General features: G+C 51.0%; 18 protein-coding genes. 5 read left to right on the top strand and 13 right to left on the bottom strand.

Annotated elements, in window-relative coordinates:
• Positions 1 to 9 precede the first annotated feature (9 nt).
• The 6 genes from FDX24_RS20055 to FDX24_RS20030 all read right to left on the bottom strand — a co-directional run bounded on the left by FDX24_RS20055 (position 10) and on the right by FDX24_RS20030 (position 3,447).
• Positions 10 to 933, bottom strand: a complete 924-nt coding sequence (locus tag FDX24_RS20055) for a DMT family transporter (RefSeq protein WP_115643998.1) — start codon at positions 931 to 933, stop codon at positions 10 to 12.
• A 142-nt stretch (positions 934 to 1,075) separates the two neighbouring features.
• Positions 1,076 to 1,525: a 50S ribosomal protein L9 gene (gene rplI / locus FDX24_RS20050; protein WP_005134442.1), complete on the bottom strand. Its 450-nt coding sequence runs from the start codon at positions 1,523 to 1,525 to the stop codon at positions 1,076 to 1,078.
• A gap of 41 nt (positions 1,526 to 1,566) precedes the next feature.
• The gene (rpsR, locus tag FDX24_RS20045) at positions 1,567 to 1,794 is read right to left on the bottom strand and encodes a 30S ribosomal protein S18 (RefSeq protein ID WP_000135199.1); all 228 of its coding nucleotides are present in this window, start codon (positions 1,792 to 1,794) and stop codon (positions 1,567 to 1,569) included.
• Between the two features lie 4 nt (positions 1,795 to 1,798).
• The gene (gene priB / locus FDX24_RS20040) at positions 1,799 to 2,113 is read right to left on the bottom strand and encodes a primosomal replication protein N (protein ID WP_003025674.1); all 315 of its coding nucleotides are present in this window, start codon (positions 2,111 to 2,113) and stop codon (positions 1,799 to 1,801) included.
• 6 nt (positions 2,114 to 2,119) lie between these two features.
• Positions 2,120 to 2,515, bottom strand: a complete 396-nt coding sequence (rpsF, locus tag FDX24_RS20035; protein ID WP_003025672.1) for a 30S ribosomal protein S6 — start codon at positions 2,513 to 2,515, stop codon at positions 2,120 to 2,122.
• A 167-nt stretch (positions 2,516 to 2,682) separates the two neighbouring features.
• Positions 2,683 to 3,447 (bottom strand): TSUP family transporter, encoded by a 765-nt coding sequence (locus FDX24_RS20030; RefSeq protein ID WP_137364809.1) that lies wholly within the window; start codon positions 3,445 to 3,447, stop codon positions 2,683 to 2,685.
• A gap of 298 nt (positions 3,448 to 3,745) precedes the next feature.
• Between FDX24_RS20030 and yjfY the strand changes: the two genes are divergently transcribed.
• The gene (yjfY, locus tag FDX24_RS20025; RefSeq protein ID WP_003025668.1) at positions 3,746 to 4,021 is read left to right on the top strand and encodes a DUF1471 family protein YjfY; all 276 of its coding nucleotides are present in this window, start codon (positions 3,746 to 3,748) and stop codon (positions 4,019 to 4,021) included.
• A gap of 134 nt (positions 4,022 to 4,155) precedes the next feature.
• Here yjfY and FDX24_RS20020 read toward each other — a convergent pair whose 3' ends face one another.
• From FDX24_RS20020 to ulaA, 6 genes are read right to left on the bottom strand one after another with little or no spacing between them, the layout of a single operon-like run.
• Positions 4,156 to 4,842 carry an L-ribulose-5-phosphate 4-epimerase gene (locus FDX24_RS20020; protein ID WP_137364808.1) on the bottom strand — a complete coding sequence of 229 codons (687 nt, stop codon included), beginning with the start codon at positions 4,840 to 4,842 and terminating at the stop codon, positions 4,156 to 4,158.
• Complete coding sequence (locus FDX24_RS20015) at positions 4,842 to 5,696, bottom strand: L-ribulose-5-phosphate 3-epimerase (RefSeq protein WP_137364807.1); 855 nt, start codon at positions 5,694 to 5,696, stop codon at positions 4,842 to 4,844. Before FDX24_RS20015 ends, FDX24_RS20020 begins: the two co-directional genes overlap by 1 nt.
• A gap of 9 nt (positions 5,697 to 5,705) precedes the next feature.
• On the bottom strand, positions 5,706 to 6,356 hold the full coding sequence (gene ulaD / locus FDX24_RS20010) for a 3-keto-L-gulonate-6-phosphate decarboxylase UlaD (protein WP_048212877.1): 651 nt from the start codon (positions 6,354 to 6,356) through the stop codon (positions 5,706 to 5,708).
• Between the two features lie 12 nt (positions 6,357 to 6,368).
• A complete protein-coding gene (ulaC, locus tag FDX24_RS20005; RefSeq protein WP_137364806.1) occupies positions 6,369 to 6,836 on the bottom strand; it encodes a PTS ascorbate transporter subunit IIA in 468 nt (155 codons plus the stop codon).
• A gap of 9 nt (positions 6,837 to 6,845) precedes the next feature.
• The gene (gene ulaB / locus FDX24_RS20000) at positions 6,846 to 7,151 is read right to left on the bottom strand and encodes a PTS ascorbate transporter subunit IIB (RefSeq protein WP_115601100.1); all 306 of its coding nucleotides are present in this window, start codon (positions 7,149 to 7,151) and stop codon (positions 6,846 to 6,848) included.
• Between the two features lie 15 nt (positions 7,152 to 7,166).
• On the bottom strand, positions 7,167 to 8,564 hold the full coding sequence (gene ulaA, locus FDX24_RS19995; RefSeq protein WP_040232971.1) for a PTS ascorbate transporter subunit IIC: 1,398 nt from the start codon (positions 8,562 to 8,564) through the stop codon (positions 7,167 to 7,169).
• Positions 8,565 to 8,927: 363 nt separating this feature from the next.
• On the opposite strand from ulaA, the gene ulaG reads away from it, so the two are divergent.
• Both ulaG and ulaR read left to right on the top strand, forming a co-directional pair.
• On the top strand, positions 8,928 to 9,992 hold the full coding sequence (gene ulaG / locus FDX24_RS19990; RefSeq protein ID WP_048212879.1) for an L-ascorbate 6-phosphate lactonase: 1,065 nt from the start codon (positions 8,928 to 8,930) through the stop codon (positions 9,990 to 9,992).
• Between the two features lie 106 nt (positions 9,993 to 10,098).
• Positions 10,099 to 10,854: an HTH-type transcriptional regulator UlaR gene (ulaR, locus tag FDX24_RS19985; RefSeq protein WP_137364805.1), complete on the top strand. Its 756-nt coding sequence runs from the start codon at positions 10,099 to 10,101 to the stop codon at positions 10,852 to 10,854.
• Here the strand turns inward: ulaR and yjfP are convergent.
• The gene (yjfP, locus tag FDX24_RS19980) at positions 10,851 to 11,600 is read right to left on the bottom strand and encodes an esterase (protein WP_137364804.1); all 750 of its coding nucleotides are present in this window, start codon (positions 11,598 to 11,600) and stop codon (positions 10,851 to 10,853) included. The two genes, ulaR and yjfP, sit on opposite strands and share 4 nt — an antisense overlap.
• Positions 11,601 to 11,781: 181 nt before the next feature.
• On the opposite strand from yjfP, the gene bsmA reads away from it, so the two are divergent.
• Together bsmA and yjfN are read left to right on the top strand one after the other, a co-directional pair.
• On the top strand, positions 11,782 to 12,111 hold the full coding sequence (bsmA, locus tag FDX24_RS19975) for a biofilm peroxide resistance protein BsmA (protein WP_040232967.1): 330 nt from the start codon (positions 11,782 to 11,784) through the stop codon (positions 12,109 to 12,111).
• Between the two features lie 147 nt (positions 12,112 to 12,258).
• Entirely contained in the window at positions 12,259 to 12,534 is a 276-nt protein-coding gene (gene yjfN / locus FDX24_RS19970; RefSeq protein ID WP_082193776.1) for a DUF1471 family protease activator YjfN, read from the top strand.
• Positions 12,535 to 12,602 lie beyond the last annotated feature (68 nt).

The raw sequence follows: 12,602 nt of genomic DNA, 5'->3' as shown, positions 1-12,602 counted from the left end.
GGTGAAGCACTAACGCTTCACCTTATTCACCCACCAGATCCCCGAACAGACCAGCACCAGCGCCAGCGCATATTTCCATTCGAGAATGTTTTCGCCGAGGAATATCGCCGACAGCACCGCCCCCGAAACCGGGATCAGGAAGTTAAACGGCGCAATCATCCCCACGCGGTTGTACTTGAGCAAAATGCTCCACAAAGCGAAGGCCACCGATGAAAGCAACGTCAGGTAACCCAGAATAGCCACTGAAGCTAAGCCGTGTACGGTCAGCGTGCCACCAAAAGCATAACCGCCGATAACTAACGCCAGACCGCCCATCCCCAGTTGGTAGCCTGTCATAACCGTCGGGTCTACCGTCTGAGAAATGCGTTTACCGTATAGCGTGGCGGCAGAAAGGATAAAGGCCGCCATCACCACTGAACCATCACCTAACAGGCTGAAGCTAAAATCCATTCCGCTGTTAAAGTTCACCACCATCACGCCGGTAAAACCCAGAATACAACCTAGTGCTTTGTTGTAGCTTAGTTTGTCGTTTTGATAGATAAAATGGGCCAACAGTACGCTAAAGAATGTCCCGGTCGCATTCATGATGGACCCTTTCACCCCCGTCGTGAACGCCAGGCCAATATAGAAGAAGATGTATTGCAGCGAGGTTTGCGTCAGCCCCAACAGCGTGAGTTGGCCGTACTGACGCGGGCTTAACCGGCCAATCGGTTTACGCTGCGCCATCGCCAACAGTAGCAGCAATAATCCCGCAAACAGGAAGCGATAGCCGGCAAAGACAATTTTTGACGGAATATCATCCGTGGCAATCTGGAAGATCTCATATCCGCTTTTGATCGCCGGATAGGCGCTCCCCCACAGCAGGCAGCAGAAGGCTGCGCTCAGATAGACAACATTTTTACGCGCGAACAGAGGTTGGTGCGTTGGTTCCATTCCATCACCACTTTGAAATAATGTTTTATTTTTATGATTATCCCGAAAAGGACAAAGAATAGCCAGAGCGAAAAACAGGAGGGTAGAAAAGCAAAACGCCGGCACAGGGCCGGCGCTTTTACGCGGTCATCAGAATAAAAACTTATTCTGCAACTACGTTTACAGTCAGCTTAGCAAACACTTCGCTGTGAACCTGGAAGCTCACTTCGTGCTCACCAGTGGTACGCAGAACGCCGTTCGGCAGACGAACTTCGCTCTTAGCAACTTCAACGCCAGCTGCAGTTACAGCGTCAGCGATGTCGCGAGTACCGATGGAACCGAACAGTTTACCTTCGTCGCCAGCTTTAGACGCGATGGTTACGGTTTCCAGTGCGTTGATTTTCTCAGCACGAGCTTCAGCAGCGGCCAGAACGTCAGCCAGTTTGGCTTCCAGTTCAGCGCGACGCGCTTCGAAAAATTCAACGTTTTTCTTGGTAGCAGGAACAGCTTTACCCTGTGGTACCAGGAAGTTACGAGCATAGCCCGCTTTAACGTTAACCTGATCACCCAGGCTACCCAGGTTTGCTACTTTATCAAGCAGAATAACTTGCATTACCTTATCCTCTCAAAGTCGTATTAATGGACCGTGACCGATTACTGATGACGATCAGTGTACGGCAGCAGGGACAGGTAGCGAGCGCGTTTGATAGCGCGAGCCAGCTGACGCTGGTATTTTGCACGGGTACCGGTGATACGGCTTGGGACAATCTTACCGCTTTCGGTGATGTAGTTTTTCAGCGTAGCGATATCTTTATAGTCGATCTCTTGAACGCCTTCCGCGGTGAAACGGCAGAACTTGCGACGACGGAAATAACGTGCCATATGGCTAGTCTCCAGAATCTATCAATTCAATCTGCTCGGCATGCAGAACCATTTTGCTCAGGCCGTTCTTTGCCTTGTGGCAAGAGATGAACCCCTGAACGGTCACTGCGCTACCGACCGTTATACTGTGAGTAATGGCCTGGTTTTCGTGTCCGCTAATAATAACGGGCATTTGGCACCACGCCTGCCGGTGAAACCCGGCTTCCTCCTGCACAGAACGATGCTCAAGCACGAACTGGCAATGAGGAATTCCTGATGGACTGACCTTTCGAAGGGGAGCCCTGCACACGGTGCCGGACAGCGCCAGACGGTTGGTCATCAGAAATTACTCTTCAGAATCCCCAGCTTCAGCATCATCTGCGGTTTCGTTAGCGAAATCATCGCGACGTTCACGACGCTCGTCTTTCGCTTTAACCATCGGAGATGCTTCGGTAACAGCGTGTTTAGTACGCATAACCATGCTGCGGATAACGGCATCGTTGAAGCGGAAGGTAGTTTCCAGCTCATCGATCACTTCCTGCGGCGCTTCAACGTTCATCAGAACGTAGTGAGCTTTGTGCAGTTTGTTGATCGGGTAAGCCAGCTGACGGCGGCCCCAGTCTTCCAGACGGTGGATCGTGCCTTCTGCACCAGTGATGGCAGCAGTGTAGCGTTCGATCATACCCGGAACCTGTTCGCTCTGGTCAGGATGGACCATAAAAACGATTTCGTAATGACGCATCGAATTGCTCCTTACGGATTATTCAGCCTCCTGTCTGGGTCAGCCGAGGCCCATGGAGGCAAGGAACGTGTTAAAGGTCGGCTGAAAAATGACGCGTCATAATACTGGGGTCAGCCGCTAAACTCAAGGTGCTTGTACGATTATTTATCGTATTTATCGTGTCGCCATTAATACATATCCAGCAGCATTTTGACGCTGATACAAATAGAGACGATGACAATCATGGGTCGGATGACTTTCTTGCCGCGCGTCAGTACCACTGTCGCACCCAGACGTGCGCCAAGGGATTGCCCGGCAAACATCACCAGCCCCAGCGACCAGATCATTTTACCGCCGAAAATGAAGAACAGAATCGAGGCAATGTTCGACGCCAGGTTAATAAAATTCGAGTGGATTTGCGCTTTATCGATACTGTATCCCCACAGCAGGATATAGCAGAGCGTATAAAAGGAGCCGGCCCCGGCACCGAGAAAACCATCATAAAACCCAATACCTCCCCCGCAGATCAACGAGAAGAGAAACAGGGATACCTGCTGCTTCCTTTTCGATTCGCTAAGATTAGGCGCAGAAATAAAGTAGATGGCGACCGCGATTATCAGGATCGGCAGCAGTTTCTTCAACACGTCCGGCTCAATAAACTGGATAAGCGTCGTGCCCAGCGCAGAACCGATAAAGGCAGATAAAAAGACATATTTGTGTTCCTGCACATTAATATGTCCCCGGCGTAAAAAGTAAATTCCGGAGGTCAGCGAACTGCCCAACGCCTGAATCTTATTGGTTGCCAGCGCGTTAGCCGGGGGTAAACCGGAAATCAATAATGCGCCAATAGAGAGAAAACCGCCGCCGCCCGACACCACATTAATAAAGCCTGCCACCAGCGCGACCATAAACATAATCACAAAGTAGCTGAAATCCATGAATGAAGTATCCATAAGTTTTTGCCTTATTATCATAAAGTTATATTAATTATCTGGCTCACTATAAACGGCGTACTCACCCGATTAAATTGACTATTTGGTAAGAGCTTATGCGCGTAAGGCAGGTATTTTTAACCGCAGCGGAAGGCATCAGCTGATTGTTAATTAAAGAAAAGATGACTTTGCGGTAATTTTTTGAACAACTGCATCAGAAATGGTCGCTATCGACAGCGCCGGCAGCGGTTAAAATTAAATCAGAAGTTATCCACTCACAGGAGAGAGCTAACCAGAGACCGCAGTCGAGGAGGTACCTATGCGAGCCCGTGTTTTGACCCTTCTGGCTGTACTTTTGCTCAGTGCAAATGCAACGGCAGCCATCAAAATTGACAATCATCAGGCCAGGAATATGGATGATGTGCAGAGCTTAGGCGTTATTTACATAAATCATAACTTCGCCACTGAAAGTGAAGCCACTCAGGCCCTGAATGAAGAAACCGATGCGCAAGGCGCAACCTACTATCACGTGATCCTCACCAGGGAACCCGGTAGTAACGGAAATATGCACGCCAGTGCAGATATTTATCGCTAGCACCCAGAAATAACCAACGAGAACATTGCCACAGTTTGACTTGCCCCCTTCATTGGGGGCTTTTTTTTTGCAAAAAAATCCCGAAGCCAGACCGATCTCATCCCCATGAAGAGTTGGCTTCGGAACGTTTTTTCTTAGTTCTGCCCGTAATAGGCGTTTGGACCGTGCTTACGCATGAAGTGCTTATTCATCAGATAACCGTCAATAGCGCTGAGAGCCGGGTTAATGCCACGCGCAATCCATGCCATTTTTGCCACCTCTTCCATCACAACAGCGTTATGTACTGCGTCGTGAGCATCTTTGCCCCAGGCAAAGGGACCGTGCTGATACACCACAATACCCGGCGTATGCAGTGGTTCTACGTTGCCCAGCGTTTCAATGATCACCTTGCCGGTATTCAGCTCATACTCGCCCTGCACTTCAGCTTCAGTTAATGCTCGGGTACAAGGGATATCGCCAAAGAAGTAGTCCGCGTGAGTGGTACCCAGTGCCGGGATCGCCAGCCCCGCCTGCGCCCAGGCCGTGGCATGAGTAGAGTGCGTATGCACGACTCCGCCCAGCGACGGATAACGCTGGTAGAGCGCCAGATGGGTGGCGGTATCGGAAGAAGGACGAAAGCCGCCTTCTATCACCTTCCCTGACATATCGACCACGACCATATCATCAACGGTCATGTGCTCGTAGGCGACGCCGCTGGGCTTGATCACCACCAGCGCACGTTCACGGTCGATGGCGCTGACGTTACCCCAGGTAAATGTCACCAGCCCGTAGCGCGGCAGATCCATGTTAGCCTCAAAAACCTGCTGTTTAAGTTTTTGCATTACACCGCCTCCACCAGACCTGCGTTGGCCATACGCGCTTTCACCCAATCGCGCGCCTTCGCAACTTCACGTACCGGGTCATCCGACGTTTCACTCCACATCTCAATCAGGTATGGCCCGCAGTATCCACTCTGTTTGAGCGTCGCAAAACAACGTTCGAAATCAACGACTCCTTCACCAAACGGCACATTTTTGAATACGCCAGGTTTGGTATCCTTCACGTGTACCGCGACGATATGGCCTACCCCAGCCTGCAGTTCCATCTGCACGTCGTTATCCCACGCCGACAAATTGCCAATATCGGGATACAGCTGGAACCACGGATTGTTGAGATAGTGGGCGTAACCCAACGCCTTGCTGATCGAATTCATCAGCGGATAATCCATGATTTCCATCGCCAGCGTCACCTGCGCGCGGCTCGCCATCTCCACGCTCTCTTTTAGCCCATCGCGAAACCGACGACGCGTTTCGTTATTGGCCTGCTGGTAATAGACGTCGTAACCCGCCAGTTGAATAACGCGAATACCAATATCCTGCGCAAACTGAATGGCTTTACGCATAATTTCCAGCCCCAGTTCGCGTACCGCATCATCTTCGCTGCCAAGCGGGAAACGACGATGAGCGCTCAGGCATATGGACGGTACTCGTATCCCTGTCTCGGCGATAGCCGCCACCAGCGCCAGTCGCTGCTCGCGATTCCAGTCAAGACGCGCCAGACGGGCATCGGTTTCATCAACCGACATTTCGACAAAGTCAAAGCCCAGTTCCTTCGCCAGTTGCAAGCGTTCGAGCCAGCACTCCCCGCCGGGGAGTGCTTTTTCATAAATACCGAGCGGGACCTGTTTCGACAACATAGCCGCTCCTTATCCCCACAGCTGGGCGATGGAACGTTTAAACTGACGAGCGGCCTCAACCGGAGAAGCGGCGTCGCGAATGCTGCGACCAGCGATAAAGACGTGAATCGGGATCCCTTTGAACAGCGGCAGATCCTCCAGCGCCAGACCACCAGTAACGGTAACTTTAAAGCCCATATCGGCCAAACGCCTGATCGCAGTGATATCCGCTTCTCCCCACGCCACGCCTGCCGCCTGCGCATCACGACTGCGGTGATAGACAACTTGCCCAATACCCGCGTCACGCCACTCCTGCGCCTGCTCCCAGGTCCAGTAGCCGGTCAGTTCAATCTGTACGTCACCGTTAAATTCTTTCGCCACCTCCAGCGCACCCTTGGTGGTGTTGATATCGGCACAGCAGATGACAGTAATCCAGTCAGCGTTGGCTTCGAAACACATGCGGGAGAGGATTTTGCCCGCGTCGGCAATTTTAGCGTCCGCCAGCACTATTTTATGCGGGTAAAGCGCCTTCAGATCGCGAACGGCACGAACGCCCTCTGCCACGCAAAGAATCGTACCCACCTCAATGATATCGACCTCTTCGGCAATCAGACGCGTCGTTTCATACGCGGAAGACATTGATTGGTTATCCAGCGCTACCTGCAACATAGGTAATGACATTTTGGTATCCTTTTAAACAGCCGCCGCAGTGGCGTTATCAATTAAATCCAGCACTTCCTGCGTGGTGCTGCAGGCGCGTAAACGGTCGAAATTGGCTTCGTCGTCAAACAGATTCACGATCTGCATAATGCCCACTTCCTGATGCGTGTTGGCGTCAACTGCCGCCATCGTGATCAGAATATCGACCGGGTCGTTATCTTCGTGGTTAAACACCAGCGGCGTTTTCAGCGTCACCAGCGCAAAACCGGTTTTCTTGACTCCTTCCTCCGGACGGCCGTGAGGCATCGCCAGGCCTGGCGCAATCACAAAGTACGGGCCAAACTGCTCAACGCCATCAAGGATGGCCTGGTAGTAGCGTGGTTCAACCACATCAGCCTTAACCAGCAGATCCACGCCAAGCTTTACCGCTTCCTGCCAGGTGCTGGCCTCGGCCTGTAAAAGGATGGAATTATTGTTTGCCAGCGAATCACGTAGTTTCATGGTGCGTCCTTACTTCACGTCCTGTGGGAAATGCGCTTGGATCACTTCCAGCAGTTTTGGTCCAAAATCGGCGGGAGACAGCATGTTGCGCACGCCGACAACATATTTATTGCCAGATACGGTAATCTCGCCGGCAATATGGGTAGAGGCGATGATGATATCTGCGCCGCTCAGTTCACTTTTGTATTCCCCCACGGCACAGCTGTTTACCGTATGGTCGATATTTGACTGGGTTAAAAACTGATCCACCTTCATTTTCATGATCATGGAACTGCCCTGCCCATTGCCACATACAGCCAGAATACGTACGGTCATAATCGGAACTCCTTTTTAAGCAGAGTGTTCTGCCAGTTGTTTTTCTGCGTCTTCCTCAGCGCGCAACGTACGCCCTGCGAAAAACATATAAGCCAGTGCAATCAGAATAATGACGGCCATAAACACGATGCCGATGGAGGCGAAACCCTGCATCATCGGCGGCGCCAGAATTGACCAGTCCGCCATGCCCATCCAGGCACTCATACCGGTAAGCTTCACCGCCCAGACGCAGCCAAAGATTTCGATCATCCCCATCACCAGGCAAATCTTGAGCGCCGCGCGCCAGCCGCCAAAGTGGTTAGCAAATACGCCGATAGTGGCGTTCGAGAAGAACATCGGGATAAAGCCTGGGATAATCAGGATGGAGGAGCCGCAGCCCACAAGGATGCCCACCGCAATCAGTTGGCCGATAGTGCCCCACATAAAGCCCCAGACCACCGCGTTAGGCGCAAAGCTATAAATCGCCGCGCAGTCGATGGCCAGCACCGCGCCGGGAATCAAACGTTGAGAGATACCGTTGAACGCTTCTGAAAGTTCAGCAACGAACATACGTACACCCTGGGTGATGATGAAAATAGCGACGGCGAACGAAAAACCAGTCTGCAGGATATAGACTGTCCAGTGGGTTTTACCCGCCATAGCCTGAACCACATCAATGCCAAAAGAGAGCAGGATCGCGCCGAAGAAAATGGTCATCACTATCGCGGTAGAAACGATGTTGTCATGGAAGATATTCAGCCAGCCTGGCAGCTTGAGATCTTCCACGCTCTCCTCTTTCTTACCCAGGTAAGGCGCGACTTTGTAGGCAATCCACGAGGCGAACTGCTGCTGGTGACCGATGGAAAAACCGCAACCGTCGGTCACTTCCTGGGTCGGTTTGTACATCATATTGGAGGTAATACCCCAGTAGAGCGACACCAGCACCGCAGTGCAGATGATGGTCGTCCACATGGAATAACCAAAGATGTAGAAAGAGACGGCAATCAGGCCCGCCTGCTGGAACATGATGTGCCCGGTCAGCATGATGGTGCGAATACCGGTTATCCGCCGTAGCAGTACGTAACAAATGTTTAGCGCCAGCGCCAACAGTACCGCGTACCCTACCCAGCTATAGGCATCCCCCATACGTTCGATGGTTGCCATCATGGAAGCATAGGTATCGGAGATCGCGCCATTGATACCGTAAACCTCGGACATCTTCGCCACTACCGGTTTGAACGTGCTGGTGAGAATGCCAGATCCCGCCTGCAGCAGCATAAAACCGATAATCGTTTTGATCGTGCCTTTAATGATAACGCTGACACTTTTACGCAACAGGATATAGCCAAGACAGGTCACAATACCCAGCAACAGCGGGGCGTTGGTCATAACCTGATTAAAAAAGACGGTAAAGATGTTGTAGAGGATCTCCATAACGATCTCCAGTAGACGAAGTTGCCGGGCTTTCCACACGCCAGGATGTTGTGCACTCACTGTAATTTTCAAAAGTAATCACAACAAGATTAAATTTGATTAAATGTGATGCAGTACGCAAATAATTACCACATTTGAAAAATGGGTAATTATTCAATGCTATGAAAAACATTCAATACCAACTAAATCAATGAATTACAGAAAGCGGAATAGCGTAAAATCACCTAAAATCATTACATTACCTTTTCTGTTATCCGCACAAAGCTCAAAAATCCCCCATTGCCAATATGAAAAAATAATGTCAGGATTAATCAAAACAAATCACATATTGATTTAATTTGAACAAAAATGAAGGTAAATGCGATGAGTAAAGTAAAAAGCATCACGCGTGAATCATGGATCCTGAGTACATTCCCGGAGTGGGGAAGCTGGCTGAATGAAGAGATCGAACAGGAACAGGTCGCACCAGGCACTTTCGCTATGTGGTGGCTTGGCTGTACCGGAATTTGGCTGAAGTCGGAAGGCGGGACTAACATCTGCGTCGATTTCTGGTGCGGCACGGGTAAACAGAGTCACGGCAACCCGCTGATGAAAACCGGCCACCAAATGCAACGTATGGCTGGGGTAAAAAAACTGCAGCCTAACCTGCGCACCACGCCGTTTGTTCTTGATCCGTTTGCCATTCGACAGATCGATGCGGTACTGGCGACGCACGATCATAACGATCACATCGACGTGAATGTTGCGGCAGCCGTCATGCAGAACTGCGCCGACGACGTGCCATTTATCGGCCCACAAACCTGCGTGGATCTGTGGATCGGTTGGGGTGTGCCAAAAGAACGCTGCATCGTGGTGAAACCGGGCGACGTAGTTAAAGTAAACGATATTGAGATTCATGCGCTCGACGCGTTTGATCGTACTGCATTAATCACCTTGCCTGCAGATCAAAAAGCAGCAGGCGTCCTGCCTGACGGCATGGATGCACGTGCAGTTAACTACCTGTTCAAAACGCCGGGCGGTACGCTGTACCACAGCGGTGATTCGCACTACTCCAACTACTATGCGAAACATGGCAACGAATATCAGATCGACGTCGCGCTCGGCTCCTACGGCGAGAATCCGCGTGGGATTACGGACAAAATGACCAGCGCCGACATGCTGCGTATGGCGGAAGCGCTGAATACAAAAGTCGTGATCCCTTTCCATCATGACATCTGGTCAAACTTTCAGGCCGATCCACAGGAGATCCGCGTCCTGTGGGAGATGAAAAAAGATCGCCTTAAGTATGGCTTTAAGCCATTCATCTGGCAGGTAGGCGGCAAATTCACCTGGCCGCTGGACAAAGATAACTTTGAATATCACTATCCGCGCGGCTTTGATGACTGTTTCACGATTGAGCCGGATTTACCGTTTAAATCCTTCCTGTGATCCACACAAAATGCCGGGCTATCCCGGCATTTTTTCCCTTTTACTTTAGTATTTCCAGGCTATTTCAAATATCATCTTTTCAAATCAATTTGTATCGGAATAGCTCATGACTGAAGCACAAAGACATCAAATATTGCTGGATATGCTGGCGCAGTTGGGCTTTGTTACCGTTGAGAACGTAATTGATCGTCTGGGGATTTCACCCGCAACGGCGCGTAGGGACATCAACAAACTCGACGAAAGCGGCAAACTCAAGAAAGTCCGCAACGGCGCAGAAGCTATTACCCAGCAGCGTCCACGCTGGACGCCAATGAATTTACACCAGGCGCAGAACCACGATGAAAAAGTCCGTATTGCCAAGGCGGCGTCCCAGCTTGTGAATGCGGGAGAAAGCGTGGTGATCAACTGCGGATCGACCGCTTTCCTGCTGGGTCGTGAAATGTGCGGCAAGCCGGTGCAGATCATCACCAACTATCTGCCGCTGGCAAACTATCTGATCGACCAGGAGCATGACAGCGTGATCATCATGGGCGGGCAATACAACAAAAGCCAATCCATCACGCTTAGCCCACAAGGCAGTGAAAATAGCCTGTATGCCGGACACTGGATGTTTACCAGCGGTAAAGGATTGACTGCGGACGGACTGTATAAAACCGATATGCTGACCGCGATGGCCGAGCAGAAGATGCTTAACGTGGTGGGCAAACTGGTGGTACTGGTCGATAGCAGTAAGGTCGGTGAACGCGCGGGAATGCTGTTCAGTCGCGCCGATCAAATCGATACGCTGATTACCGGTAAAAACGCGAACCCTGAGATTCTGCAACAGCTTGAAGCTCAGGGCGTGAACATTTTGCGGGTTTAGAGGTGCTGGCGGAAAAATGCTACCGTCGCAGCCAGCGCTTCTGGCGTAATGCGGTGCCGGACACCCGCTTCCCACAGGCAGGTCAGATGGTTGTCCAAACCTGCCTGAATCAGCGATTGCTGTAAGCGAAAGGTTTCAACAGCCGGTACAACATCATCATCCTGTCCATGCCACAGCAGCAACGGCCTGTCGGCGAGGCGTGGCAACTGATGCGTAACATCCCATTCGGCAAGCGGGGCGATAACGACATCAAATTCCGCCTGTTGCTCTGGGGTCTGAACCTGTAAAGGAGGAAAAAGCGTCTGCGCAAGCCGGGTAAAATAGCCCGACCCCATCAGGCTGGCTACACATTTAACCTCGGGGTGGCGGGCCATAATGCCCAACGCCGTCATTCCTCCCATTGACGCCCCCGCAACGGCAAGTCGTTCATCTGATAGCCAATTTTCCGCCACCAGCGCCGCACGTAACGTCGTAAACTCCTGCATATTTTGCTGCAAAATCTGCCAGAAGCGGTACATTCTCCCCTGTGCATCACTAGTGAAGCGGGCACCATGATCGGCCGCATCTGGCATCACGACCCGGAATCCAGCCTGAGCCAGAGCAACGGCAAAATAGCTGTAGACCAGGCTTGAAGAGGTAAACCCGTGATAGAAGATAATACAAGGGAGTGAACATTCGCGTTTGCCAGCCGGAACGGCGTGCAGGACAGGGATACCCGCCAACTGTCGTGTTTCAATTTCGATCATTTGTCGCCTCTTTCTTTCTGGTATGCCATGCAGCAATACTTAACGCAAGCGAATGTGTTCGGCAATGATTCATAATGTTGAGAACTGGGTTACGCTTTCGCAACATTTTCATTCGAAAATCGCGTGAGAGATAACAATTCGGGAACATTCCCCTAAAGGGAATTTAATAAGGCACTACACTATGGCTATCAGGAAACGAGATAGAGTTATGCGTCGGTTTGCCTCTTTGTTGCTGGTGACGTTTTTAAGCGCCTGTAGCGTGTTACAGGGTACACCACAACCTGCACCGCCCGTAGCCGACCACCCGCAAGAGATCCGCCGCGACCAAAGCAACGGGTTGCAGCGAATAGGGACAGTCAATGCGCTGGTAAGAGGCTCTCCAGATGATGCGCTGGCAGAGATCCGTGCCAAAGCCGTCGCGGCTAAAGCTGATTATTACGTTGTCTTATTAGTTGATGAGACCATCGTGACAGGCCAATGGTATTCACAAGCTATTTTGTATCGTAAATAACATTGGCTTGAAATTTAGTCAGCTTTACATTGCTTTGCGCCCCTATGCGTTTACCTGTGCACAATAAACCAACAGCAGGGAGCTTGAGGTTTATTATCGCGATGGAATGCCCTGCCATGTGTAGGGGTACGAATAATGGAGCTGACGATGAAACAATCACTTGCCTTATCCTCACTGCTGTTTTCTGCCGGACTGGTAGGTACAACGGCGCAGTCTGCCGAGTTCGCCAGTGCTGACTGCGTTACGGGCCTGAACGAAATTGGCCTGATCTCTGTCAGTAACATTGCAGGGAATCCGCAGGATGTAGAACGTGTAATCGCGTTAAAAGCGGATGAACAAGGTGCCTCATGGTATCGGATCATTCAGATGTACGAAGAACAGCAGCCAGATAACTGGCGCGTACAGGCCATACTTTATGCATAACAGATTGCCGGATGGCGTAAACGTATCCTGCCTGTATTTGTAGTGGTCAAGTAATACTGGCCACAGTT

Origin of the sequence: Citrobacter sp. wls716 (assembly GCF_005280975.1) — a bacterium.
GTDB lineage: Bacteria > Pseudomonadota > Gammaproteobacteria > Enterobacterales > Enterobacteriaceae > Citrobacter > Citrobacter youngae.
The sequence above is the reverse complement of the archived record's forward strand: the minus strand, read 5'-3'. Positions and strand labels throughout refer to the sequence as shown.